This window comes from Streptomyces sp. NPDC058619 (assembly GCF_042717785.1).
Lineage (GTDB): Bacteria > Actinomycetota > Actinomycetes > Streptomycetales > Streptomycetaceae > Streptomyces.
In genome coordinates this window covers 41,843-65,415 of the sequence record NZ_JBHXQN010000002.1, presented here as the reverse complement: position 1 = coordinate 65,415, position 23,573 = coordinate 41,843, and the positions used below count along the sequence as shown (strand labels likewise).

Below are 23,573 nucleotides of genomic sequence, written 5' to 3'. Positions count from 1 at the left end.
TCCATGGCAACGCTTGAAATCCACGACCTGCACGTCACCGTCGAGACCGGCGACTCGGCGACTGGTGCCCGCGAGATCCTCAAGGGCGTCGACCTCACCGTCAAGCAGGGTGAGACGCACGCCATCATGGGTCCGAACGGCTCCGGCAAGTCCACCCTGGCGTACTCGCTCGCCGGTCACCCGAAGTACACCATCACCGGTGGCACCGTGACCCTCGACGGCGAAGACGTCCTGGAGATGTCCGTAGACGAGCGCGCCCGCGCCGGCCTGTTCCTCGCCATGCAGTACCCGGTCGAGGTCCCCGGCGTCTCGGTCTCCAACTTCCTGCGCACGTCGGCCACCGCCATCCGCGGCGAGGCGCCGAAGCTGCGCACCTGGGTGAAGGAGGTCAAGGCCGCCATGGAGCAGCTCTCCATGGACACCTCCTTCGCCGAGCGCAACGTGAACGAGGGCTTCTCCGGCGGTGAGAAGAAGCGCCACGAGATCCTCCAGCTGGAGCTCCTCAAGCCGAAGATCGCGATCCTCGACGAGACCGACTCCGGCCTGGACGTCGACGCCCTGCGCGTCGTCTCCGAGGGCGTCAACCGGGTCCGCGAGGGTGGCGAGGTCGGCACGCTGCTGATCACCCACTACACGCGCATCCTGCGCTACATCAAGCCCGATTTCGTTCACGTGTTCGCGAACGGCCGCATCGCCGAGTCCGGTGGCGCCGAGCTCGCCGACCAGCTGGAGGCCGAGGGTTACGACAAGTACGTGAAGGGTGGCGCGACCGCGTGACACAGCTGCCTGGCCTCCTCGACACCGAGGCGATCCGCAAGGACTTCCCCCTGCTGGATCGTGTGGTCCACGACGGGAAGAAGATCGTTTACCTGGACAACGCGGCGACTTCGCAGAAGCCGCGCCAGGTGCTCGACGCGCTGAACGAGTACTACGAGCAGCACAACGCCAACGTCCACCGCGGCGTGCACGTGCTCGCCGAGGAGGCCACGGCGCTGTACGAGGGCGCTCGCGACAAGGTCGCCGCCTTCATCAACGCTCCGAGCCGCAACGAGGTGATCTTCACCAAGAACGCCTCGGAGTCGCTCAACCTGGTCGCGAACATGCTCGGCTGGGCGGACGAGCCCTACCGGGTCGACCGCGAGACCGAGATCGCCATCACGGAGATGGAGCACCACTCCAACATCGTCCCGTGGCAGCTGCTCGCGCAGCGCACCGGAGCGAAGCTGAAGTGGTTCGGCCTCACTGACGACGGCCGGCTCGACCTGTCCAACATCGAAGAGGTCATCACGGAGAAGACGAAGATCGTCTCCTTCACGCTGGTCTCCAACATCATGGGCACGGTCAACCCGGTCGAGGCGATCGTCCGGCGCGCCCAGGACGTCGGCGCGCTGGTGCTGATCGACGCCTCCCAGGCCGCTCCGCACATGCCGCTGGACGTGCAGGCCCTCGGCGCCGACTTCGTGGCCTTCACCGGCCACAAGATGTGCGGTCCGACCGGCATCGGCGTCCTCTGGGGCCGCCAGGAGCTGCTGGAGGACCTGCCTCCGTTCCTCGGCGGCGGCGAGATGATCGAGACCGTGTCGATGCACGCCTCGACGTACGCCCCGGCGCCCCACAAGTTCGAGGCGGGCACGCCCCCGATCGCCCAGGCCGTCGGCCTCGGCGCGGCCGTGGACTACCTGACCGCGATCGGCATGGACAAGATCGCCGCGCACGAGCACGCGATCACGGAGTACGCGGTCAAGCGCCTCCTGGAGGTGCCCGACCTGCGGATCATCGGCCCCACCACGGCCGAGGACCGCGGCGCCGCGATCTCCTTCACGCTCGGTGACATCCACCCGCACGACGTCGGCCAGGTTCTGGACGAGCAGGGCATCGCGGTCCGCGTGGGACACCACTGCGCGCGCCCGGTCTGCCTGCGGTACGGAATTCCTGCGACGACGCGGGCGTCTTTCTACCTGTACTCCACTCCGGCCGAGGTCGACGCGCTGATCGACGGCCTGGAGCACGTACGTAACTTCTTCGGATGACGAAGGACACGACGAAGGTGTTGGGGCCGCAGTGAAGCTGGATTCGATGTACCAGGAACTGATCCTGGACCACTACAAGCACCCGCACGGGCGTGGCCTGCGCGACGGCGACGCCGAGGTGCACCACGTCAACCCCACCTGCGGTGACGAGATCACGCTGCGCGTGAAGTACGACGGCGAGACGCTGACCGACGTCTCCTACGAGGGCCAGGGCTGCTCCATCAGCCAGGCCAGCGCGTCCGTGCTGAACGAGCTGCTCGTCGGCAAGGAGCTGGCCGAGGCGCGGAAGATCCAGGACGTGTTCCTGGAGCTGATGCAGTCCAAGGGCAAGCTGGAGCCGACCGAGGAGATGGAGGAGGTGCTGGAGGACGCGGTCGCGTTCGCCGGCGTCTCCAAGTATCCGGCGCGTGTGAAATGTGCTCTGCTGAGCTGGATGGCGTGGAAGGACGCGACGGCCCAGGCTCTGGGCAGCGCGGAGAGGGAGACGGCATGACCGACAACGCGACGCCCGAGGCGTCGATCAAGCCGGCCACCGAGGAGGAGGTCCGCGAGGCCCTCTACGACGTGGTCGACCCCGAGCTGGGCATCGACGTAGTCAACCTGGGCCTGATCTACGGCATCCACGTCGACGACGCGAACATCGCCACCCTCGACATGACGCTGACGTCGGCGGCCTGCCCGCTGACGGACGTCATCGAGGACCAGGCGAAGTCGGCGACGGACGGCATCGTCAACGAACTTCGCATCAACTGGGTCTGGATGCCCCCGTGGGGCCCGGACAAGATCACGGACGACGGCCGTGAGCAGCTTCGTGCGCTCGGCTTCAACGTCTGATCGACGCCCGCGTGTGAGGGCCCCCGGCACGGTCGTGCCGGGGGCCCTCCCTGTTTTCCGGCCGGTGGCCCTCCGGCGCGTTCTCCCGGCCGCTGTTCTCCGGGGGGGGCGGGTGCCGTGTACCGGGAGTTGGTCACGGTGGCCGAATCTTCTCGACGGCCGTCACGACGTGACGCAGCACTGGAGAGGACCCCCTGTGACCGTTCGCCTTTCACCGGCCCGCCGCCTGGGCGCCGCGGGAGCCGCGGCCCTGCTCGTCGCGGGGCTGGGCGCCCCCGCGCACGCCGCCGGGTACGCCGACCCGACGATCGCGCTGTCCGCCACGCACCTCAGCGGCGCGGTGGGCGCGCACGGCGACCCGTACGTGACGGTGGACGTCGAGCAGGCCGGGATGCCGGCCGGCCTCCTGCGGCTGAGGGTGCTGTCGTCCAGCGACCCCTCGGTGGCGGGCGCGGGCGACGTACGGCAGGAGCGGACCCGGACGGGTGACCGGATCCTGACCGTGCGGGCCCGGGCGCAGGGGTACACCGACCTGGTCCTGGAGGTGACCGGCCGCGGCGGGAAGACCGCGACGGCGACGCTGTCCTACGCAGCGTCGGCGCGGGTCGCCGGGTCGCCGGCCACCCGCTACCTCACCGGGTCCTCGGACGCCTCCGCCGTGGTCGACGCGGGCGGCGGGCACGTGCTGGTGGCCGACGACGAGTCCAACGTGCTGCGGCTGTACGACCGTTCCCGCTCGGGCGCGCCGGTGAAGACCTGGGACCTCGGTCCCGCCCTGGGCTGGAAGAAGGAGGCCGACATCGAGGCGGCCGCCCGGGTGGGCGACACCGTCTACTGGACGGGCTCGCTCGGCAACAACAAGGACGGCAAGTACAAGGCGGAGCGAAACACCGTCTTCACCACGAGGATCACCGGCTCGGGCGCCGCGACCGAGGTCACCTTCGGCAGCGCCTACAAGGGCCTGCGCGAGGATCTGGTCGCCTGGGACGCGGCGCACGGCAACCGCTACGGCTTCGCGGCCGGGACGGCGAACGGCCAGGTGCCGAAGCGGATCGACGGCTTCAACGTGGAGGGGCTGGAGTTCGCACCGGGCTCCACGACCACGGCCTACCTGGGCTTCCGGGCCCCGCTGGCCCCGGCGGTGCCGGGCGGCAAGGCGCTGGTCGTGCCGGTCACCAACATCGACCGGGTCCTGGCGGACGGCGCCAAGGCGGTCTTCGGCGAGCCGATCGAGATGGACCTCGGCGGCCTGGCCGTCCGGGACCTCCGCAGGAACGCGGCCGGCCAGTACCTGATCCTCGCCGGCTCGTTCGCGGCCGACGACAACTCCGACCCGTACGCGCTCTACCAGTGGGACGGCGTCCCCGGCCACGCCCCGAAGAAGCGGGCGGACCTGCCGACCACCGACCCCGGCGGCTGGGAGGCCGTGGTCAGCGTGCCCGACCTGCGCGCGCGCGGCGCCCGCGTCCAGCTGATCACCGACAGCGGCTCCGCCGACCTGTACGGCGACGGCACGGAGGCCAAGGACCTCGGTCACCCGGAGTGGAAGAAGGTGCGGGCGGCCTGGTTCACCCTGGGGTGATCCGTTTGTGTACGAGCGTACGCAACGCATGTGTACGCTCGTACACATGCCATATGTACTGCTCGCCGCGGCCATCGCCGCCGAGGTCGCCGGGACCACCGCCATGAAGTACAGCGACGGGTTCACGAAGCTGTGGCCGTCGCTGGGCACGCTGCTGGGGTACGCCATCGCCTTCACCCTGCTCGCGCAGACGCTGAAGACGATGTCGGTCGGCACGGCCTACGCGATCTGGGCGGGCGTGGGAACGGCCGCCATCGCCGCCATCGGCATGGTGTTCATGGGGGAGGCGGCGAGCGCCGCGAAGATCTGCGGCATCGCGCTGGTGATCGGCGGGGTGGTCCTGCTCAACCTCGGCGGGGCGGCGCACTGATGGCCCCGGGCGCCCGCAGGTACGACCCCGACCGCCGGCAGCGGATCGTCGACGCGGCCATCCGGGTGGTCGGGGCCAAGGGCATCGCGGGCCTGAGCCACCGCAGTGCGGCCGCCGAGGCCGACGTACCGCTCGGGTCGACCACGTACCACTTCAAGACCCTGGACGACCTGCTGGTCGCGGCGCTGCGCCAGGCCAACGAGGGCTTCGCGCGGGCGGTGGAGGACTCCGGGGCCCTGGGCGACCCGGACGCGGACCTCGCGCAGGCGCTGGCCCGGCTGCTGGGCGAGTTCTTGACGGCCGACCGGGGCCGGGCGGAGCTGGAGTACGAGCTGTACCTGGAGGCCCTGCGGCGCCCCGCACTGCGCCCGGTGGCCGCGCAGTGGTGCGAGGCGGTCGCGCAGGCGCTGGAGGCGCGGACGGATCCGGTGACGGCGCGGGCGCTGGTCGCGGTGGTGGACGGCATCGGCCTGCAGGTGCTGCTCGGGGACGCGGAGTACGACGAACCGTACGCGCGCGAGGTCCTGGGGCGGGTCCTGGGCCGGAGCTGACCGGCGGAGCCGACCAAAGCCGACCGGTGGCGCCCGGCTCCGTGCCGGCGGTCGTGTCCGAGGTCGTGCGGACGGTCGTGTCCGAGGTCGTGCGGACGGCCGTGCCGGCGGTCGTGCGGACGGCCGTGCCGGCGGTCGTGCGGACGGCCGTGCCGGCGGTCGTGCGGACGGTCCTGTGCGTGCTCCGTGCACGTTCCCGTAACGGGGGACACGGACCGGCACATGAGACCGGTTCGCGACCGCGGCCCGTCGCCGGTTAGGTTTCGGGCATGACTGCTACGCGTACCACCGGCGCCGTCGCCGCCGGACTTGCCACCCTCACCGCCGACGGCACCGTCCTCGACACCTGGTTCCCCGCCCCCCAGCTGGTCGCCGAGCCCGGCCCGGCCGGCACCGAGCGCCTCACCGCCGAGCAGGCCGTGGAGCTGCTCGGCGCCACCGCGCCGAAGGCGGTCCGCTCGGACGCGGTCCGCGGCGTCGAGGTCGTAGCCGTCCGCACCGTCATCGCCTCCCTCGACGACAAGCCGCTGGACGCGCACGACGCGTACCTGCGCCTGCACCTGCTCAGCCACCGCCTGGTCAAGCCGCACGGCCAGAACCTCGACGGCGTCTTCGGCCTGCTCACCAACGTCGCCTGGACCTCGCTCGGCCCCGTCGCGGTCGACCAGGTCGAGACGGTCCGCCTCAACGCGCGTGCCGAGGGCCTGCACCTCCAGGTCACCTCGATCGACAAGTTCCCGCGGATGACCGACTACGTCGCTCCCAAGGGCGTGCGCATCGCCGACGCCGACCGCGTCCGCCTCGGCGCGCACCTCGCCGAGGGCACCACCGTGATGCACGAGGGCTTCGTCAACTTCAACGCCGGAACCCTGGGCACCTCCATGGTCGAGGGCCGCATCTCCGCGGGCGTCGTGGTCGGCGACGGCTCCGACATCGGTGGCGGCGCGTCCACCATGGGCACCCTGTCGGGCGGCGGCAAGCAGATCATCTCTATCGGCGAGCGCACCCTGATCGGTGCCGAGGCGGGCGTGGGCATCGCGCTGGGCGACGAGTGCGTCGTCGAGGCCGGCCTCTACGTGACCGCCGGCACCCGCGTCACCCTTCCGGACGGCCAGATCGTCAAGGCCCTGGAGCTCTCCGGCGCCAACAACATCCTCTTCCGCCGCAACTCGGTGACCGGCGCCGTCGAGGCCCGCCCGTACAAGGCGGCCTGGGGCGGCCTGAACGAGGTCCTGCACAGCCACAACTGACCCACCACCGCCGGGGGCCGCGGCTCAGCCGCTGCTGCCGGCGGCCGGTGCCGGTCGTGACTGAGCGCCCTCCCGCAGTCCGGGAGGGCGCTCAGCGGCGTTTCGGCCCGGGCGGCGCTACGGGGGCCGGGACGGCCCGGTGGCCTAGTGCAGGGGGAGCGTGCGGATCAGGCCCGCGAAGGCCTGCTGCTCCGCCTCCGTCAGCTCCACCGACTCCATCGGGTGCGCCGCGGAGGTGCGCTGCGCCGGGATGGCCGACAGGTTGTCCAAGACGCCGGGCTCCGGGTGGTGGAAGCGGCCGTCCCACAGCATGTGTCCGAGGCCGACGACCCAGACGAGAGCGGCCACGAACAGGACGGCGAGGCCGATTTCCTGGGCGAGGGAGATGGAGGGGAACACGCGGTCCTCCAGGGAGAGCGGGCGGTACAAGGCGGTACAAGACCGGGCGTGCAGACACTCAACACCACAACCGGCAGATTCGGTAGGGTTGTGTCGAGTGTCACGCCAGGGCCGAAAGTCCCCAACTCGCCCGCGAAAGGCAGCAAAGGGGACGGCGTCCCCGCAGGTCGTGACGGGGCCGGAGCGTGGCAGCGGGCCCGGCCGCGGGGGTACCCCCTGATGGCGGTCGGAGGAGTCGGCCGGGCCCTCTGCGGTCCGGTGGTTACGGACGGAAGCGCAGCACCTGCGGGTCGTGGTCGCTGTTCTGGGCCGAGAACTCCGCGTTGATGTGCACGCTGTCGTACGTGAAGTTCTTGATCGCCGGGCTGGTCAGGATCTGGTCCAGCACCTGCGCGTTGCCCTGGTACACGTACGAGTACCGCTCGGTCTTCGGCAGCGACTTGATGGCCGGGTAGAGGGCCCCGCCGTCCGCCAGCGCGTTCGTCGTCGCCGAGAACTCGAAGTCGTTGATGTCACCGAGGACCAGGACGTTCGCGTTCTTCTCGGCCGCGAGGATCTCCTTCACGAAGCCGTTCACGGCCTGCGCCTGCAGCAGCCGCTTCGCCTCCGAGGAGCGCACCGGCGGCTGGTGGTGCGAGGTCAGGCCCTCGTCGCCGCCCTTGGAGCCGAAGTGGTTGGCGATCACGAAGACCGTCTTGCCGCGGAAGGTGAACTCGCCGGCCAGCGGCTTGCGGCTGTCCGCCCACGCCGGGTTCGCGGGGTCGATGCGGCCGGGGGAGTGGGTCAGGGCGGCCTTGCCCTTCTCCTCGACCACGCCGGTCGCCGTCACCGCGTCGCCCGGGGCGCGCTCGGTGAAGGAGACCCGCGCCGGGTTGTAGAGGAACACCTGGCGGATGTTGCCGCCGGGCTCGCCGCCGTCCTTCTTGTCCTCCGGGTTGACGGTCCGCCACTGGTAGGCCGGGCCGCCCGCCGCCGCGATGGCCGCGGTGAACTTCGCGATCGTCTGCTCGGCCGAGACCGTGCCGTCGTTCTTGGCGCCGTTGTCGTCCTGGATCTCCTCCAGGGCGAGGATGTCGGGGGAGGCCAGGTTCTCCACGACCGCCTTGCCGAGCGCGTCGAACTTATCCTGCGGGTCGCTCGGGTCGAGGTTCTCGACGTTGTACGTCGCCACCGCGAGCTCGTTCGAGGCCTGCGCCTTGGTCTTCTCGGGGGCGAGGGTGCCCGCCTTGACCGTGCCGAGCGTGCGGGCCACCAGGGTGTAGCCGCCGAACTGGTTGAAGTCCAGCGGGCCTTCGGTGGTGCCGGTCAGGCGGTCGCCGACGTTGGCCACCGGGAAGGGCTGCTGCGCGAGGGGCGCGAGCTGCTGGATCTGGAGGCGGCCGGTGTTCTGGGACTCGTACGAGCCGTAGACCGTCCCGCCGCGCTTGGCGGCGTTCTCCCAGCCCTTCACCGTGACCCACAGCTCCGCGTACGGGTCGGTGGCGCCGACGACGCGCGAGGTGCCGATGCGGACGTTCATCCCCTCGAGGGACTCGTAGTGGTCCAGCGCGTAGCGGGAGGGCTCCAGGGTCAGGCCGTTGATGCTGCCGCCGACGGCAGGGTCACCGGCCGGGGCGTACTCGGCGGGGACCGTGTACTCGTTGATCGCGGTGGCCGCGGGCAGGGCGTTGCCCGAGGAGACCACGGTGACGACGGGCTTGGAGATCTGGGTCGCGGACTGGTTGCCGGAGTGGACGCCGCCGGGGACGTACTCGCCGACCGTGCCGGAGACCTTGACCGCGTCGCCCACGGCGACGGTCGGGACCGAGCCGGTGAAGACGAACACGCCCTCGCTCGTCGCGTCGTTGTCGTCGGCGTCCGGGTCCTGGATCCAGAAACCGCGCGAGCCGTACGTGCGCACGCCCGTCACGACGCCCTCGACGTCCGCGACCGGCTGACCGTTGAGCGGGGATATCCGGGTGGTGCCCTGGATGTCGTGGATGCGTATCGGATCGGCGGCGGCGCCGCCTTCGGCCGCGTCGGCGGAGCCCACGAGCAGGCCGGTGGCCAGGGCGGTGGCGACGAGGGCCGCGACGGCGGCGGAACGGGGATGCGAGGAGCGCATGGTCAGGGACTCCGGTGTGGGATGAAGGAACGGAGGAGGTGCGGCGCGAAGACGTCCGGGGAGTTTGCGGCTCCCGAAACATCTACGCGCGTCAATTTCCTTTGTGGCCAGCAAAGTTGTCAAGGGGTCCAGGGAAGACGACAGCTGACTGTGTGATGAACCAAAGGCGCCGGCCCGCCGGACGCGCCCGAAATGCGTCTACGCTGGGACGCCGTACGGGGGCCCGCGACCGCCCCGGAACGGCCCGGACGGCCCGCCCGGCCGGGCCGGACCTCCGTACCCGTCCGGCCCGGCCGATCATCACGGCCCGCCCCACCGCGTCCGCGAGGAGAACCACCCCATGTCCGCAGAGCCGCACTCCACTCTGCCGCCGGTCCGGCTGCACTCCGACGCGGAACTGGCCGGAGCCGCCCTGGCCGCCCCGCTGTTCGCGCGCGCCGTACGGCTGGCCCGCTGGGCCGGTCCCGCCACCCGCGTCGACGTCGGCGGCGAACTCGTCGCCGAGCAGCTGCCCGACGCCGCCGCGGCCCTCGGACTCGACGCCGGTGAACCGGACTCCGCCATGTACGCGAGCCAGGCGTGGCGGGTGGCCGTGGACACCGGGCTGGTCGACGTGACCGAGCCGGAGGACGTCGGGGCGGACCTCCCCGGTACGGGCGCGGACGCCTCCGGTGCGGGCGCGGACGCCTCCGGTGCGGGCGCGGACGCCTCCGCGGGCGGGGACGCCTCCGCGGCCGGGGAGGGCGGTTTCACGGCGAACCACGGCACCGCCGCGCCCGGCGAGGACCTGGCGCTCGTGACGGGCGGCACGCCCGGCGACGTCCTCGACCTGTGGCTGGCGGCCCTGGACACCGTGCTCACGGACGCGGCGGTGCCCGACCTGGACGACCTCGTCGACGCGCTGGACGCGGGCGGCGAGATCGACTTCGACCGACTGGACTGGAACCCGGGCCGCGAGGCGGACTTCCTCGACGGGGTCCTCGCCAACCTCTACCTGCTCACCGTCGCCGAGGGCGGAGCCGCGGACGGCCCGGTTCCGCTGCCCGTGCTCGCCGCGTCGATGGTGGTGCCCGACGACATGGGCGAGCCGACCGACGCCGTACTGGAGCAGGTCTCCGACGCGATGATGCGCCTCGACGACCAGTTCCGGCAGCTGGAGCCCATCGGGCTGGTCGAGTTCCGGCCTGTCGACGAGGAGCTGATGGCGGAGGCGGACGACGCGGACATCGCGGCCGGGCGCCCCGACGGCGGGGACGGGGACGAGGACGTGTCCCGCTACGGCATGGTCCGCCTGACACCGCTGGGCCTCTACGGCGTACGCGCCCGGATGCTGGAGGCCGGGGTCGACGCCCCGGCCGTCGGCGACCTGGCCGACAAGGGCGCGGACGTGCTGCTCGACGCGGTCTCCTGCTACCCCGAGGGCGCCGCGCAGACCGAGATGGAGCAGTGGATGAGCGGCCGCGAACTGCCCGCCGCCGTTGCCGAGCTGCTCGCCGCGGCCCGCGGCGCGGACGAGGCCGCCCCGTTGCGCCGGCTGCGCTGCCAGCTGGCCCTCGCGCCGGTCGGACCGGAGGCGGAGGGGGCGGTCCGCGCCGTACTGGACGACCCGGAGCTCGGCGGGCTCGCCCGGGTCTGGCTGGCCGAGCGCGGGGCGGCCGACGTACCGGCGCCGGACGCGGCCCTGGTGTTCTGGCTGACGGTCGACACGATCGCGGCGCAGCTCGCCGCGGACGGCGAGACGCAGGAGCTGCCGCTCCTGATGGAGACCCTGACCGCCCATCACGCGGGCTTCTTCGAGAAGGCGTGGCGGGTGGAACACCCGGCGACGGCCCACGTACTGGAGGCGATGGGGCGGCTGCACCCGGACAAGAAGGCGGCGAAGGAGGCTCGCAAGGCCGCGTTCAAGGCCCGGTCCCGACCGGCCTGAGCGACGGCCCTCCCGGGCAGGGGGACGGGGACGGGCACGGGGACGCGGGGCGCGCCGAGCCGGGCCCGGACGCGCTCCGGCGGTCCGGGAGGCGGTCCGCGGCGGGAGGTGGTCCGGTCCGGGAGGCGGCCGGGGCGCGGGCCGGGCGGGCCGGGCGGGCCGGTCGGGTAAGGCGGCGACAACGCGCCGTTCCTGAGCCGGAGTTCGCCATTCCGGCCCCCGGCAAGGGGCCGGTTCGTCTTGTTGGGTAGTTCAGCCGCCGTTCACGTGCGGGCGGGAGCGTGTGCGCCGACGACCGCACGACAGGCGCACCACCTCCCCACCCTGGAGACCCGATGCCGCTCACCCGCAGAGACTTTCACCGCCCGCACCGTGATCGCCGGAGCGGGAGTCGCGCTCACCGGGACGGTCGGCGCCCTGGCCACCGCGCCGGGCGCCCTCGCCGCCGACGACGGCACGCTCCGCGACGCGCACGGAAAGCCCTGCGAGCCCGGCTACGGACCGCTCGTCCCCGACCCGGCCGGAGTGCTCGCCCTCCCCGCCGGGTTCCGCTACCGGGTGATCACCCACAGCGGGGTGACGCGGCTGGAGTCCGGGGAGACCACCCCCTCGAACCACGACGGCACGGCCGCCTTCGAAGGGCCCCGCGGGGTCACCCTCCTCGTCAACAACCACGAGCTCAAGGGCAGGCGCGAGACCTGGCCCCGCCCCGTCCCGCTCGCCGAGGGCCTCGTCTACGACCCGGCCGCGGCCGGCGGCTGCACGGTCGTCGAGGTCCGGCGCGGCGGCGAGGTCGCCGAATGGGTGGGCATCGCCGGTACGTCGACCAACTGCGCGGGCGGCGCCACCCCGTGGGGCACCTGGCTGACCTGCGAGGAGAACTCCGACCGCGCCGGCAAGAACGGCATGACCAAGGACCACGGCTACGTCTTCGAGGTCGACCCGCACGACCGGCGCGCCAACCGCGACCCGCGGCCCGTGAAGGCCTTCGGGCGCTACGACCACGAAGCCGTGGTCATCGACCCCCGCCAGGGCCACGCCTACCTGACGGAGGACGCCTCCGGCCCCAACGGGCTGCTCTACCGCTGGACCCCGCCCCGCGGCTTCCGGCACGGTCGCGGCATGCTCCGTACGCTCGCCGACGACGCCGGGGTGCTGCAGGCCGCCAAGTGCATCGACCGTACGGGCCGGTTCGTCGACGACCTCTCGCGCGCGACGCGGATCGGAACCCTCTACGGGGTCGACTGGGTGGACGTGCCGGACCGCGACGCGCGGACCGTGCCGGTGCGCGGGCAGTTCGCGGACGGTGTCGTGACGCGCGGCCGCAAGCTGGAGGGCATGTGGTGGGCCGACGGCGGCGCGTACTTCGTCTCGTCCTACGCGCGTGCGGAGAGCCCGGGCGCCGCGCACGACGGCCAGGTGTGGTTCTACGACCCCAAGCGGCGCACGGTCCGGCTGACCGTCCTGATCGGGGTGAACGCCGACCCGTCGGCGGACGGCGGCTACGACGGCCCCGACAACATCACCGTGTCGCCGTACGGCGGCCTGGTCATCGCGGAGGACGGTTCGGGGCTGCAGCACCTCTTCGGCGCCACCGACTCGGGCCGGACGTACCCGCTGGCGCGCAACGAGCTGAACATCGGGTCGCCGCAGGACCCGGAGTACGCGGAGTTCACAGGCGTCTGCTTCTCACCGGACGGGCGCACGCTGTACGCCAACATCCAGGACCCGGGGATCATGCTGGCCGTCACCGGCCCGTGGCGGCGCGGGCACTGAGAACGGCCCTGGCGGCGGGAAGGGGCCCTGCCGGCCGGACGGGACACGGCCCTGCCGCGCCAACCCTCGGGGCGCCCCGTCGGAGGAGTCGCCTCGGAGGGCCGGGGGGCCGCCGCATCGGACGGCCCGCCGGCTCACTGGGCTGCGGAGACCTCCGCGCGGGAGGCGTCGGCCCACTCGGCGAGGAGGAATTCATACGCCTCCGAGGGCCACTCGCCGCCCACCCCGGTCTCGACGAGGTGCCGGATCGCCTCGTTCGCCTCTGAGGCGGACGGGCGGGCCGGACCCGCGGGTGTGAGTGACTCGTGCATGAGTCCAAGGCTACGGGCGGGCACTGACAGCCACCTCCGGATTACGCGTGGCTTCCATCACCCGCTGACGCTTACCAGTGGCAGCACGTGCCCGCCCACCTGCTCAGAGTGCCTGCGCGGCGGGCTTGACCATGCCGCGCACTGTGCGCGACTTCACAAAGTCGCCGATCGCCGTCATCTCCCACTCGCCGGTGAACTGCTTGATGAGCTTCGCCATCATCACGCCGGTCTGCGGCTCGGCGCCCGTGAGGTCGAAGCGGACCAGCTCCTCGCCGCTCGCCGCGTCGATCAGGCGGCAGTAGGCCTTGGCGACCTCGCTGAACTTCTGGCCGGAGAAGGAGTTGACGGTGAAGACCAGGCCCGTCGCGTCGGCGGGCAGCCGCCCGAGGTCCACGACGATCACCTCGTCGTCGCCCGCGCCCTCTCCGGTGAGGTTGTCACCGGAGTGCTTGACGGCGCCGCCGAGGATGGACAGCTTGCCGAAGTAGCAGCTGTCGATGTGGTTGCGCTGCGGGCCGTACGCGATGACCGAGGCGTCGAGGTCGATGTCCTTGCCGCGGAACGCGGGCTCCCAGCCCAGACCCATCTTGACCTGGGACAGGAGCGGGCGGCCGCCCTTGACCAGGGAGACGGTCTGGTTCTTCTGGAGGGTGACCCGGCCCTTGTCGAGGTTGATCTTCCCGGCGCCGGGGGCGGCCGCGGGGGCAGGCGGAGCGGCGGCGGGGACCGGTGCGGCCGGGGCGGGCGTCGTCGCACCGCCGAGCCAGGGGGAGACGGGGTGGGCCGCGGGCTGGGCGGGCGGCGCCGGCGGCGCGGGCGGGGCGACCGGGGCCGCCGCCGCGGGGGCCGGCTCCTCCTCCACGGAGACACCGAAGTCGGTGGCGATGCCGGCGAGGCCGTTCGCGTAGCCCTGGCCGACGGCGCGGACCTTCCACACGCCGCCGCGCTGGTAGACCTCGACGACGACCAGCGCCGTCTCGGTGCCCAGCTGCGGCGGGGTGAAGGTGGAGATCACCGCGCCGCCGTCCGCGTTGCGCACGGTGGCGGTGGGTTCGATGCCCTGGAAGGACTGTCCGGCGGCGTCGGGGCTGGCCGTGACCACGATGCGCTCGATGCCCGGCGGTACCGAGGCGGTGTCCACGGTGATCGAGTCCGGCGCCGACCCCCCGCCGGACCGGTAGGTGACACCGGGCCTGGAGGGCTGGTTGAAGAAGATGAAGTCCTCGTCGGAGCGCACCTTGCCGTCCGCCGTGAGGAGCAGGGCCGATACGTCGAGCCGTACCGGCGCCGCCACGTCGACCGTCACGCGGACGGCGTTGAGCGGCAGGTTGGATCCAGGGGTCATAGCGGTCATGCCGGGAGAACGACCGGAGGTGCTTTGCCGTTCCCTTGCCCTCGCGAGAGATTTCAGCGGCGGTTGCGCGGGTGGTTCCTCGCGGTGCGCTCGTTGCCGAACTTGTACGAGCCCGTCCAGCGGGCCATCACGAGCTGCGGGTCCCCCGACCCCACCTCGGCGAGGAACTTCTCGGCCCGGCTCCCGCGCAGGGTGGCCGCGGCGCGCCCCTGGTGGGTGATGGCGACGCAGCGCTCGCCCAGCTGTTCGTACGTGAATCCGTGCGGTTTCGGCATGGGCCGCAGCCTGCCGGGCCGCGGGCGGGACGGCAACGGCTTTCGCGGGCGGCCGCGGCGGGCGGAGAGGGGGGCGGGTCCGGGCCGGCAGGGCGTGTGCGGTGGCGGCCCGGACCCCGGTCAGGCGCCCGTGACGCGGCGCGGCAGTCCGAGCGGGTTGGCCTCGCGCAGCTCCGCCGGAAGGAGGGCGTCCGGCACCGACTGGTACGCCACCGGGCGCAGCCACCGCTCGATCGCGGTCCCGCCGACCGAAGTGGAGTGCGAGGTGGCCGCCGGGTACGGGCCGCCGTGGTGCTGGGCCGGGGCCACCGCGACCCCGGTCGGCCAGCCGTTGACCACGATCCGGCCGGCCAGCCCGGTGACCTGCGCGATCAGTTCGGCGGCGGGCCCCGGAGCCCCCTCCGTCTCGGCCGACGAGAGCTGGAGGGTGGCGCTCAGGTTCCCGGGGAGGCGCCCGAGCACCGCGGCGGCCTCGGCCCGGGAGGCGTACCGGGCGACCACGGTCACCGGGCCGAAGCACTCCTCCAGCAGGAGCGCGTGCGCGCTGCTTCCGACGAGGCTGCCGGCGGGCACGGTCAGGTATCCCGCGCCGACGGTGTGCTCCCCGCCGGAGCCCGGGGTGACGGGCGCCCCGACACCGGGCAGCGCGGCCCGCTCCCGTACGCCGGCGACGAAGTTCTCCCGCATCCGGTGGTCCAGCAGCACCCCCGGCTCGGTCTCGCCGAGCGCCTTCGTGAGCGCCTCGGCGAGGCGGTCGCCGTCCGGCCCCTCGGGGACGAGGACCAGGCCGGGCTTCACGCAGAACTGGCCGACCCCGAGGGTGACCGCGCCCGCGAGTCCGGCGCCGATCTCCTCGGCGCGCTCCGCGGCCGCGGCGGGCGTGACCACGACGGGGTTGAGGGAGCCGAGCTCGCCGTGGAAGGGGATGGGCACGGGCCGCGCGGCGGCCGCGTCGAACAGGGCCCGCCCGCCACGGATGGAACCGGTGAACCCGGCGGCGGCCACCAGCGGGTGCCGGATCAGCTCCAGACCGGCGTCGAACCCGTGGACCACAGACACCACGTCGGCGGGCAGCCCGGCGGAGACCGCCGCGCGGCGCAGCAGCGAGGCGCACAGTTCGGAGGTGGCCGGGTGGTCCGGGTGGACCTTGACCACCACGGGGCAGCCCGCGGCCAGCGCGCTCGCGGTGTCCCCGCCGGGAACGGAGAAGGCGAGCGGGAAGTTGGAGGCGGCATAGACGGCGACCACGCCCAGCGGGACCTTGTAACGGCGCAGTTCGGGGCGCGGAGGGCTGAGGGAGGGGTCGGCGCGGTCGATCCGGACGTCGAGGTAGGACCCCTCGTCCACGGCGTCGGCGAAGGCGCGCAGCTGGCCGGTGGTGCGGGCCAGCTCGCCGGTGAGCCGGCCCGGACCGAGTGCGGTCTCGGCGTCGGCGGCCTCGATGACGTGGGCGGCGGCCTCGTCGAGGAGACCGGCGGCGGCGCGCAGGAAGGCGGCGCGGGCGGCGGCGTCGGCGAGGGCGCCGCGGGAGGCGTGGGCCGCGCGCACGGCCTCGTCCACCTCACGGGGTGTGGCTTCCACCGCAACCTGCTCGCGCTGCTTCCCGGTGCGGGGGTCCACACTCCAGACTGGTGTCGTTGTCATGGCCCACTGCCTCCTGGAACGTTCAGTATTCTGAACGCCGTTCCGGTGGATGAATGATCACATCTGCTGCGGACTCTATTTCCGCGTCCTCCGCGTGACAAGGGGCGCCCTGAGGGGAAGCAGGCGTATGACGACGACCGAGTCGGGGAGCGCGGTACAGGGAGCACGGGGCGCGGTACGGGCCGTACCGGAGGCGGCGGAACTCCCGGCGGTACCGGCAGGGCCGGCGGCGCCGGTCAAGTCGGCGGTGCGGACGGTGCTGCTGCTGGAGCACTTCGCGGCGCGGCCCGGGCTGCACAGCCTGGCCGACATCCAGAACGACCTCTCCCTGCCCAAGTCCAGCCTGTACATGCTGCTGCGCACGCTCGTGAACCTCGGATGGGTGGAGACCGACGCCACGGGCACCCGGTACGGCATCGGCGTACGGGCCCTGCTCGTCGGCAGCTCCTACATCGACGGCGACGAGGTGGTGGCGGCGGCCCGGCCGACTCTGGACCGGCTGTCCGACGACACGACGGAGACCATCCACCTGGCCCGGATGGACGGCACGAGCGTGGTGTACCTGGCCACCCGGCAGTCCCAGCACTACCTGCGGCCCTTCACCCGGGTCGGACGGCGGCTGCCCGTGCACTCGACCGCGCTGGGCAAGGCGCTGCTGGCCACGCACACGGACGAAGAGGTACGACGACTGCTGCCGAGGCGGCTGGAGGCGGTCACCGAGCACACCATCACCGACCGGGAGCAGCTCGTGGAGGAGCTGGCGCTGGTGAGGGAGCAGGGGTACGCGGTGGACCGGGAGGAGAACACGCTGGGGCTGCGCTGCTTCGGCGTGGCCGTGCCGTACCGGACGCCGGCGCGGGACGCGGTGAGCTGCTCGGTGCCGGTGGCCCGGCTGACGCCGGGGCACGAGCAGGGCATCAAGGCGGCGCTGTTCGAGGCGCGGGACCGGCTGTCGGTGGTGACGCGACGGATGTGAGGTGTCGGCGGGGGCGGCTCGGTGAGGGGCTGCGGGGGCCGGCGGAGCCCGTGGTTCCTCCCCCGCGCGGGGGAGGCGGTTCCCCATCACGGGGGAGGTGGCGGGGCGGCGCGCGCGGGACCGTTGGGTCATGACCACACGAACCGTTCACCCGTCGTACGCATCGCGGCCGCAGGCCCCCCGACCGGGGGCGGGGCGGCGGACCCTGCGGGCGGTGGCCGTGACCGCCACCCTTCCGTACCTGACGCTCAAGGCCGCCTGGCTGGCGGGGAGCCGGACGGGGATACCGGACGGCAGCGTGCTGACCGAGCCCGGGACGTTCCTCGTCCTGGCGAACTCCGTCACGCTGCTCATGGACGCCTGCGTGATCGTGCTCGTGCTGCTCCTCACCCAGCCCTGGGGCATGCGGGTGCCGTCCTGGCTGCTCACCGTCCCGGCGTACGCGGCCTCCGGACTGCTGACCCCGATCCTCCTCGGGTTCCCGGGCCAACTGCTCATACGGGCCGCCGGGTTCGGGGCGGATCCGTCCGGGAGCGCGCAGCGCGAGCCCTTCCTGGACCCCTGGGTCTTCAACGTCGTCTACGGGGGGTTCATCGTCCAGGGGCTCGCCCTGGCGGGGCTGTTCGTGCCGTACGCCCGGGAGCGCTGGGGCTGGGGCCGGAGCCGGATCGCCGACCGGCCGGGTGATGGCGCGGAGCGGGCGACGGCGTCCACGCGGCCCGCGGAGTCCGTGCGGGTGACGGCGTCCACGCGGGTGGTGGCGACGGCCGCGGCGCTGGGGAGCGCGGGGGTGGCCGCGGCGTACTTCACCTGGGCCTTCGGGGGTACGGCCGGGATGGGCGCGGAGCGGGCGGCGTCGTGGTCCGCCGAGGCGGGCGTGGTCTCCGCGGTCCACGCGGTGTGCGCACTGGCCGCCGGTGCGGGGGCGCTGCTGCTGGCCTCGGACCGGGGGCGCCGGGCCTGGTGGCCGATGGCCCTGGCCTGGGTCGGCTCGGGGGCCGCGCTCGGCTGGGGCCTGTGGCCGCTGATCGCCTCGCTGGGCCCGCAGCTGGACGGGGGCGAAGCCCCTTCCGGCGCCTCGCAGTTGATCTACGCTGGTCAGATGGCCACTGGAGCGCTCGCCGCCGTCGTCCTCACCCGGTTCCTGACCCGCCGCAGCGAGGGGTGATGCGCGGGTACGGCCCGGGGCGGCTGTTCGGGCCGTGGGTCCGGCTGCGCTGGGTCCACCTCATTCTCGGCGGGGCCCTGTTGATGCCGTACTTCCTCCTCACCCAGGTGGGGGTCGGCATGGCGGCGGGCGGGGTCAACGCGCTCTCCTCCATGCCGCTGGTCCTCGCCTCCTACGCGGCGGCCCTGCCCCTGGCCGCGGCCACCGGGGTGTTCGGGCTGGTCCGGCCGATGTCCGTGGCCGCCGTCCGGGCCATGTGCGGGGTACCGGGGGAGCGGCTGGCCGAGGGCCCGGCGCGGTCCTGGGCCGCCCGGGGGCGGGCCTCGGCCTGGTGGACCCTGCACCTGGGGGTCGGCGCCGCGCTCAGCGGGATGACCCTCGCGGTGCCGCCCGCGGCGGTGGCGCTGATCGCGCTGCCGTTCGTGAGCGGGCTGCGGGGCATCCCGCGGGAACTGGGCTGGGGCGGTGTGGCGGCCGACCCGTACGTGGCGCCCCTGCTCGGAGCGGCCCTGCTGGCCGCGCTCGTCCTGTGCGCCGTCGGGGCCGGGGCGCTGTTGGCCCGGATGGCGCCCGTACTGCTCGGGCCGACGGCCGCGGACCGGCTGGCCGCGGCCGAGGAGCGGGCCGCCGACCTCGCCGTGCGCAACCGGCTGGCCCGGGAGCTGCACGACGCGGTGGGGCACGCGCTGAGCGCCGTCACCCTCCAGGCGGTCGCCGCCCGGCGGGTGCTCGACACCGACCCCGGGTTCGTACGGGAGGCGCTCGCCGCCATCGAGGACACGACGCGGCGCACGGTGGGCGAACTGGACGCCGTACTGGGCCTGCTGCGGGACGGCGACCCGGCCCGGACGGACGCCGCGCCCTCGCCGACCCTCGCCGCCGACCTCGACGGGCTGCTGGCCCGCACCCGGGCCGCCGGCACCACCGTCACCGCCCACCAGGACCCCGGGCCGGCGGGGGACTGGTCCGGGCTCCCGGCGATCGCCTCCCGCGAGGCGTACCGGATCGTCCAGGAGGGCCTCAGCAACGCCCTGCGCCACGGCGCGGGCCCCGTGGACCTGCGGGTCCGCCTCCGGCGCGGCGGCCCGTCCGGCCACGGCGCGCATCCCGACCTGGAGATCACCATGACGAACCCGCCCGCTGCCGCCGACGGTCCGGAGCCCCGTACCACCGGGGGCCGCGGCCTGCGCGGCGCCGCCGAACGGGCCGCCCTGCTCGGCGGCCGCGTCGAGGCCGGCCCGTACGAAGGAGGGTGGCGACTGCGCGCCGTCCTCCCGCTCGCCGGACCCACCCGATGACCCCCGCCCGCCCGGACAGCGGACCCGTGGCCCCCGTGCCCGGGCAGGCGGCGTCCTCGTCCCCGGGGTCGGCGGCCGGGCAGGCCGGCGCTCCCGACACACCCGCCGGTGCCGGGAGGCCCGCGGCGGCGGCCGGGCGGCGGGCGCTGCGGATCGTGCTCTGCGACGACGAGCGGATGGTCCGCACCGCGCTGCGGGTCATCCTCGAGGCCGAACCGGACCTGGAGGTCGTCGGCGAGGCCGCCACCGGGTCCGAGGCCGTCTCCCTGGTCCGCTCCCTGGCACCCGACGTGGTGCTGATGGACGTCCGGATGCCCGAGATCGACGGCATCCGGGCCACCGAGCAGATCCTCGCCACCATGTCCGAGCCGCCCCGGGTGGTGGTCGTCACCACCTTCGAGAACGACGCCCACGTCTACGACGCGCTGCGCGCGGGCGCCGCCGGGTTCCTCCTGAAGCGGGCCGACCCGGACGAGCTGATCGGCGCGGTCCGGCTCGTCGCCCGCAGCGACTCGCTGCTCTTCCCGTCCGCGGTCCGCTCCCTCGCCGCCGCCCACACGGCCGGCGCCCCGGCCACGGCCGCCGCACCGTGGGAGGCCCGGCTCACCGACCGGGAGGCCGACGTCCTGCGCCTCATCGCCACCGGCCTGTCCAACCACGAGATGAGCGAGCGCCTGGGCGTCGGACCGCAGACGGTGAAGACCCACGTGGCGGCCGTCCTCGCCAAGACCGGCTCCCGCGACCGGACCCAGGCGGTGATCGCCGCCTACGAGGGCGGCTTCATGAGGAAGGGCTGAGAACTCCGCCACAATCGGGGCAGAGCGGAACGACCGGGGCCGCCGGGGCGTCCTTCCGGGGGATGAACAAGACGATCAGGCGTGCGTCGGTCTTCTGTCTGCTTCTGGTGCTGGCCCTGCTGGTCCGTGTCACCTGGGTGCAGGCATACCAAGGCCAGGCCCTCGCAGACGACAAGAACAACCGCCGGAACCTCATCGGGCAGTACGAGAACCCGCTGGGCAACATCATCGTGGGCGGGGAGGCGGTCACGGGCTCGACGAAGACGGGCGGCAAGGACTTCGGGTACAAGCGCACGTACACCGACGGCCCGCTCTACGCGCCCGTCACCGGGTACAGCTCCCAGGCCTTCGGGACGAGCATGCTGGAGGGCGTCTACAAGAACGTCCTCAACGGCTCCGACAGCCGGCTGAAGACCATGATGGACATGCTGACCAACAAGCGGGCCGCCCCGGGCGACGTGCTGACGACCATCGACAAGGACGTCCAGAAGGCCGGCTTCGACGCCCTCCAGGGCAAGCAGGGCGCCGCCGTGGCCATCGATCCCGCGACGGGTCAGATCCTCGGCATCGTCAACAATCCCTCCTTCGACCCGGGCCGGATCGCCGGCGCGAACGACAAGGAGGCCTGGGAGGAGCTGTCCGCCGACAAGGGCAAGGCGCTGGAGAACGTGGCCCTGCGCAAACCGCAGGCGCCCGGCTCCACCTTCAAGCTCGTCACCCTCGCGGCGGCGATCGAGAACGGCCTGGTCAGCGACATCGACACGCCGACCGGCATCAAGGCCCCGTACACGATCCCCGGCACCCGCACCGATCTGCGCAGCGAGGCCCCGGCGGAGATGTGCAACAACGTCTCGGCGCGCGTCGCCCTCAGGCTGTCCTGCAACAACGTCTTCGCCGAGCTGGCGCACCGGCTCGGCCAGGACAAGATGCGGGCCATGGCCGAGAAGCTCGGTTTCAACACGCAGATCGACACCCCGGTCCGCACCAACCCGCCGAGCTCGTACCCCAAGGCGAAGATGTCCGTCGACCAGGTCGCGCAGACGGGTATCGGCCAGCTCGACGTCCAGGCCACCCCGCTCCAGATGGCCATGGTCACGGCCGCCGTCGAGAACGGCGGCAAGCTCGTCGCGCCGCACATGGTCTCCCAGGTCACCGACGCCAACGGCAACGTCCTGGAGAGCTTCAAGGACCCGAAGTCCGAGCAGGTCATGAAGGCCAGGACCGCCTCGATGCTGCGGGACGCGATGAAGACGGTGGTCAGCGAGGGCGGCGGCAAGCCCGCCCAGGTGAGCGGCGCCGAGGTGGGCGGCAAGACGGGCACCGCCCAGCGCGGCGTCAACAACAGCCTCCCGCCGCTGGCCTGGTTCACCTCCTACGGCAAGCTGAACGGCAAGCAGATCGCCGTCGCGGTCGTGATCGAGAACTCGGACACCGACCGCTCCGAGATCGGCGGCGGCAAGCTCGCAGCCCCGATCGCGCAGAAGATGATGGAGGCGTGGCTGAAGAAGTAGCCACGCGGACCGCCCGGCCGGCGCGCCGGGAACCTTCGCGGTTCCCGGCGCGTCCGTCATTCCATGATCAGGACCGCGCAGCCCGCCGACCTCGACGCCATAGCCGCCCTCCACACCCGGGCGCGGGCCACCTACTACCAGGGCCGCCTGCCCGAGGAGGCCTACGGCGGCGCGGCCGAGCTCGCGCGGACCCGTGAGGGCTGGTCCCGCGCCGTAGCCCGGTCCGCAGCCGACGGCAGCGTGCTCTGCGCCGAGCGGGACGGGCGCATCACCGGCGTCGCCGCCTTCCGCACCGCGGACGGCGAGACCACCCTCACCCAGCTCCACGTCGACCCGGACCACTGGCGCCGGGGCACCGGAACCGCCCTGCACGCGGCCTGCCTCGACGCCTGGCGCCGGGCCGGGGCGCACAGGGTCCGGCTGGAGGTCTACGAACACAACCTGCGCGCCCGGGCCTTCTACGCCCGCCGGGGCTGGCTCCCGGAACCGGAGTCCGCCGCCTCCGGCTCCCACCGCGTCCTGTGGCTCGCGGTGACGTCGCCGACCGGGGAATGAGCCGCCCCCCCCCAGGTCGTTGAAGGGGGAACTGTTTCATCCCGCTCGGAACCCGGAGAGAAGAAGGATCATGCGCGTCGAGATCTGGAGCGACATCGCCTGCCCCTGGTGCTACATCGGCAAGGCCCGTTTCACCAAGGGGCTGGCCAGGTTCGCGCACCGCGACGAGGTGGAGGTCGTCTTCCGGTCCTTCGAGCTCGACCCCAACGGCCCCAAGGGCGTCACCGCCCCCGTCGTGGAGATGCTCGCCCAGAAGTACGGCCGCACCCTCGAAGAGGCGCGCGGCATGGAGGAGCACGTCGCGCAGAGCGCCCGCGCGGAGGGGCTGACGTACCGCACCGAGGGCCGCGACCACGGCAACACCTTCGACATCCACCGCCTCTTGCACCTGGCCGCTGCCCGCGGCCGCCAGGAGGAGCTGCTCGACCTGGCCTACCGCGCCAACTTCGCCGAGGAGCGCTCCGTCTTCGACACCGGGGTACTGCTCGCGCTCGCCGTCGAGGCCGGACTCGACGGGGCCGAGGCCCGCGCCGTCCTCGCCGACGACTCCGCCTACGCCGAGGAGGTCCGCACCGACGAGCGCGAGGCCACCGAGCTGGGCGCGAACGCCGTGCCGTTCTTCGTCCTCGACCGCCGTTACGGGATCTCCGGCGGACAGCCGGCCGAGGTGTTCACCCGCGCCCTGGAGCAGGCCTGGGCGGGGCGCGAGGTGGAGGAACCGGCTCCCGCCGAGGGGGCGTGCGAGCCCGACGGGGCGTGCGCGGTCCCGCAGTCCTGACCTCTTGGCCGGCAGCCCTGCCCCCCCCCCCGCGGCCCCGATGCGGCCCCGACCACCCCGCATAAGGATCGCTTTGGGTCAAC

Annotated in this window: 22 protein-coding genes and 1 pseudogene; 17 read left to right on the top strand and 6 right to left on the bottom strand. The window is 73.1% G+C overall.

What is annotated here, in order from left to right:
* Positions 1 to 3: 3 nt before the first annotated feature.
* The 8 genes from sufC to dapD all read left to right on the top strand — a co-directional run bounded on the left by sufC (position 4) and on the right by dapD (position 6,617).
* A complete protein-coding gene (gene sufC / locus ACFWTC_RS02335) occupies positions 4 to 777 on the top strand; it encodes a Fe-S cluster assembly ATPase SufC (RefSeq protein WP_267722352.1) in 774 nt (257 codons plus the stop codon).
* Positions 774 to 2,030, top strand: a complete 1,257-nt coding sequence (locus ACFWTC_RS02330; RefSeq protein ID WP_383915147.1) for a cysteine desulfurase — start codon at positions 774 to 776, stop codon at positions 2,028 to 2,030. The genes sufC and ACFWTC_RS02330 overlap by 4 nt, the downstream gene beginning before the upstream one ends.
* Before the next feature lie 31 nt (positions 2,031 to 2,061).
* Positions 2,062 to 2,523, top strand: a complete 462-nt coding sequence (gene sufU, locus ACFWTC_RS02325; RefSeq protein ID WP_383915146.1) for a Fe-S cluster assembly sulfur transfer protein SufU — start codon at positions 2,062 to 2,064, stop codon at positions 2,521 to 2,523.
* A complete protein-coding gene (locus ACFWTC_RS02320; protein ID WP_008741046.1) occupies positions 2,520 to 2,864 on the top strand; it encodes a metal-sulfur cluster assembly factor in 345 nt (114 codons plus the stop codon). Before sufU ends, ACFWTC_RS02320 begins: the two co-directional genes overlap by 4 nt.
* A gap of 196 nt (positions 2,865 to 3,060) precedes the next feature.
* Complete coding sequence (locus ACFWTC_RS02315; RefSeq protein ID WP_383915145.1) at positions 3,061 to 4,446, top strand: hypothetical protein; 1,386 nt, start codon at positions 3,061 to 3,063, stop codon at positions 4,444 to 4,446.
* A 46-nt stretch (positions 4,447 to 4,492) separates the two neighbouring features.
* Positions 4,493 to 4,816: a DMT family transporter gene (locus tag ACFWTC_RS02310; RefSeq protein ID WP_383915144.1), complete on the top strand. Its 324-nt coding sequence runs from the start codon at positions 4,493 to 4,495 to the stop codon at positions 4,814 to 4,816.
* Positions 4,816 to 5,367: a TetR/AcrR family transcriptional regulator gene (locus tag ACFWTC_RS02305; RefSeq protein WP_383915143.1), complete on the top strand. Its 552-nt coding sequence runs from the start codon at positions 4,816 to 4,818 to the stop codon at positions 5,365 to 5,367. The genes ACFWTC_RS02310 and ACFWTC_RS02305 overlap by 1 nt, the downstream gene beginning before the upstream one ends.
* A gap of 269 nt (positions 5,368 to 5,636) precedes the next feature.
* Positions 5,637 to 6,617 (top strand): 2,3,4,5-tetrahydropyridine-2,6-dicarboxylate N-succinyltransferase, encoded by a 981-nt coding sequence (dapD, locus tag ACFWTC_RS02300; protein WP_383915142.1) that lies wholly within the window; start codon positions 5,637 to 5,639, stop codon positions 6,615 to 6,617.
* Between the two features lie 144 nt (positions 6,618 to 6,761).
* On the opposite strand, the gene ACFWTC_RS02295 is transcribed toward dapD, so the two are convergent.
* Entirely contained in the window at positions 6,762 to 7,046 is a 285-nt protein-coding gene (locus ACFWTC_RS02295) for a hypothetical protein (protein ID WP_384073977.1), read from the bottom strand.
* Positions 7,047 to 7,278: 232 nt separating this feature from the next.
* Positions 7,279 to 9,120 carry an endonuclease/exonuclease/phosphatase family protein gene (locus ACFWTC_RS02290; RefSeq protein ID WP_384025308.1) on the bottom strand — a complete coding sequence of 614 codons (1,842 nt, stop codon included), beginning with the start codon at positions 9,118 to 9,120 and terminating at the stop codon, positions 7,279 to 7,281.
* Positions 9,121 to 9,460: 340 nt separating this feature from the next.
* Here ACFWTC_RS02290 and ACFWTC_RS02285 point away from each other — a divergent pair, with 340 nt between their 5' ends.
* Positions 9,461 to 11,047: a hypothetical protein gene (locus ACFWTC_RS02285; protein ID WP_384025305.1), complete on the top strand. Its 1,587-nt coding sequence runs from the start codon at positions 9,461 to 9,463 to the stop codon at positions 11,045 to 11,047.
* A 335-nt stretch (positions 11,048 to 11,382) separates the two neighbouring features.
* Positions 11,383 to 12,823, top strand: a pseudogene (locus tag ACFWTC_RS02280) (alkaline phosphatase PhoX).
* A 134-nt stretch (positions 12,824 to 12,957) separates the two neighbouring features.
* Here the strand turns inward: ACFWTC_RS02280 and ACFWTC_RS02275 are convergent.
* The 4 genes from ACFWTC_RS02275 to ACFWTC_RS02260 all read right to left on the bottom strand — a co-directional run bounded on the left by ACFWTC_RS02275 (position 12,958) and on the right by ACFWTC_RS02260 (position 16,407).
* The gene (locus ACFWTC_RS02275) at positions 12,958 to 13,134 is read right to left on the bottom strand and encodes a hypothetical protein (protein WP_383915137.1); all 177 of its coding nucleotides are present in this window, start codon (positions 13,132 to 13,134) and stop codon (positions 12,958 to 12,960) included.
* A 103-nt stretch (positions 13,135 to 13,237) separates the two neighbouring features.
* Complete coding sequence (locus tag ACFWTC_RS02270; RefSeq protein ID WP_384025302.1) at positions 13,238 to 14,488, bottom strand: TerD family protein; 1,251 nt, start codon at positions 14,486 to 14,488, stop codon at positions 13,238 to 13,240.
* Between the two features lie 53 nt (positions 14,489 to 14,541).
* A complete protein-coding gene (locus tag ACFWTC_RS02265) occupies positions 14,542 to 14,763 on the bottom strand; it encodes a hypothetical protein (RefSeq protein WP_383915135.1) in 222 nt (73 codons plus the stop codon).
* A gap of 120 nt (positions 14,764 to 14,883) precedes the next feature.
* On the bottom strand, positions 14,884 to 16,407 hold the full coding sequence (locus ACFWTC_RS02260; RefSeq protein ID WP_384025299.1) for an aldehyde dehydrogenase (NADP(+)): 1,524 nt from the start codon (positions 16,405 to 16,407) through the stop codon (positions 14,884 to 14,886).
* Between the two features lie 127 nt (positions 16,408 to 16,534).
* On the opposite strand from ACFWTC_RS02260, the gene ACFWTC_RS02255 reads away from it, so the two are divergent.
* From ACFWTC_RS02255 to ACFWTC_RS02225, 7 genes are all read left to right on the top strand, one after another.
* Positions 16,535 to 17,383: an IclR family transcriptional regulator gene (locus tag ACFWTC_RS02255; RefSeq protein ID WP_383915133.1), complete on the top strand. Its 849-nt coding sequence runs from the start codon at positions 16,535 to 16,537 to the stop codon at positions 17,381 to 17,383.
* Between the two features lie 130 nt (positions 17,384 to 17,513).
* A complete protein-coding gene (locus ACFWTC_RS02250) occupies positions 17,514 to 18,551 on the top strand; it encodes a hypothetical protein (RefSeq protein ID WP_384025296.1) in 1,038 nt (345 codons plus the stop codon).
* Entirely contained in the window at positions 18,551 to 19,849 is a 1,299-nt protein-coding gene (locus ACFWTC_RS02245) for a sensor histidine kinase (RefSeq protein ID WP_383915131.1), read from the top strand. The genes ACFWTC_RS02250 and ACFWTC_RS02245 overlap by 1 nt, the downstream gene beginning before the upstream one ends.
* Positions 19,850 to 19,995: 146 nt before the next feature.
* Entirely contained in the window at positions 19,996 to 20,646 is a 651-nt protein-coding gene (locus ACFWTC_RS02240) for a response regulator (protein ID WP_384025763.1), read from the top strand.
* 62 nt (positions 20,647 to 20,708) lie between these two features.
* Positions 20,709 to 22,157 carry a penicillin-binding transpeptidase domain-containing protein gene (locus ACFWTC_RS02235; RefSeq protein ID WP_384025293.1) on the top strand — a complete coding sequence of 483 codons (1,449 nt, stop codon included), beginning with the start codon at positions 20,709 to 20,711 and terminating at the stop codon, positions 22,155 to 22,157.
* 63 nt (positions 22,158 to 22,220) lie between these two features.
* Positions 22,221 to 22,712 (top strand): GNAT family N-acetyltransferase, encoded by a 492-nt coding sequence (locus ACFWTC_RS02230; protein ID WP_383915129.1) that lies wholly within the window; start codon positions 22,221 to 22,223, stop codon positions 22,710 to 22,712.
* A 70-nt stretch (positions 22,713 to 22,782) separates the two neighbouring features.
* Entirely contained in the window at positions 22,783 to 23,490 is a 708-nt protein-coding gene (locus ACFWTC_RS02225; protein WP_384025290.1) for a DsbA family oxidoreductase, read from the top strand.
* Positions 23,491 to 23,573: the final 83 nt, after the last annotated feature.

Bases quoted from the DNA above. Each gene is read 5' to 3' on its own strand.
- sufC (WP_267722352.1), top strand. From the start codon at position 4: ATGGCAACGCTTGAAATCCACGACCTGCACGTCACCGTCGAGACCGGC.
- ACFWTC_RS02320 (WP_008741046.1), top strand. From the start codon at position 2,520: ATGACCGACAACGCGACGCCCGAGGCGTCGATCAAGCCGGCCACCGAG.
- ACFWTC_RS02310 (WP_383915144.1), top strand. From the start codon at position 4,493: ATGCCATATGTACTGCTCGCCGCGGCCATCGCCGCCGAGGTCGCCGGG.
- ACFWTC_RS02305 (WP_383915143.1), top strand. From the start codon at position 4,816: ATGGCCCCGGGCGCCCGCAGGTACGACCCCGACCGCCGGCAGCGGATC.
- dapD (WP_383915142.1), top strand. From the start codon at position 5,637: ATGACTGCTACGCGTACCACCGGCGCCGTCGCCGCCGGACTTGCCACC.
- ACFWTC_RS02290 (WP_384025308.1), bottom strand. From the start codon at position 9,120: ATGCGCTCCTCGCATCCCCGTTCCGCCGCCGTCGCGGCCCTCGTCGCC.
- ACFWTC_RS02285 (WP_384025305.1), top strand. From the start codon at position 9,461: ATGTCCGCAGAGCCGCACTCCACTCTGCCGCCGGTCCGGCTGCACTCC.
- ACFWTC_RS02275 (WP_383915137.1), bottom strand. From the start codon at position 13,134: ATGCACGAGTCACTCACACCCGCGGGTCCGGCCCGCCCGTCCGCCTCA.
- ACFWTC_RS02270 (WP_384025302.1), bottom strand. From the start codon at position 14,488: ATGACCGCTATGACCCCTGGATCCAACCTGCCGCTCAACGCCGTCCGC.
- ACFWTC_RS02265 (WP_383915135.1), bottom strand. From the start codon at position 14,763: ATGCCGAAACCGCACGGATTCACGTACGAACAGCTGGGCGAGCGCTGC.
- ACFWTC_RS02260 (WP_384025299.1), bottom strand. From the start codon at position 16,407: ATGACAACGACACCAGTCTGGAGTGTGGACCCCCGCACCGGGAAGCAG.
- ACFWTC_RS02255 (WP_383915133.1), top strand. From the start codon at position 16,535: ATGACGACGACCGAGTCGGGGAGCGCGGTACAGGGAGCACGGGGCGCG.
- ACFWTC_RS02250 (WP_384025296.1), top strand. From the start codon at position 17,514: ATGACCACACGAACCGTTCACCCGTCGTACGCATCGCGGCCGCAGGCC.
- ACFWTC_RS02245 (WP_383915131.1), top strand. From the start codon at position 18,551: ATGCGCGGGTACGGCCCGGGGCGGCTGTTCGGGCCGTGGGTCCGGCTG.
- ACFWTC_RS02235 (WP_384025293.1), top strand. From the start codon at position 20,709: ATGAACAAGACGATCAGGCGTGCGTCGGTCTTCTGTCTGCTTCTGGTG.
- ACFWTC_RS02230 (WP_383915129.1), top strand. From the start codon at position 22,221: ATGATCAGGACCGCGCAGCCCGCCGACCTCGACGCCATAGCCGCCCTC.
- ACFWTC_RS02225 (WP_384025290.1), top strand. From the start codon at position 22,783: ATGCGCGTCGAGATCTGGAGCGACATCGCCTGCCCCTGGTGCTACATC.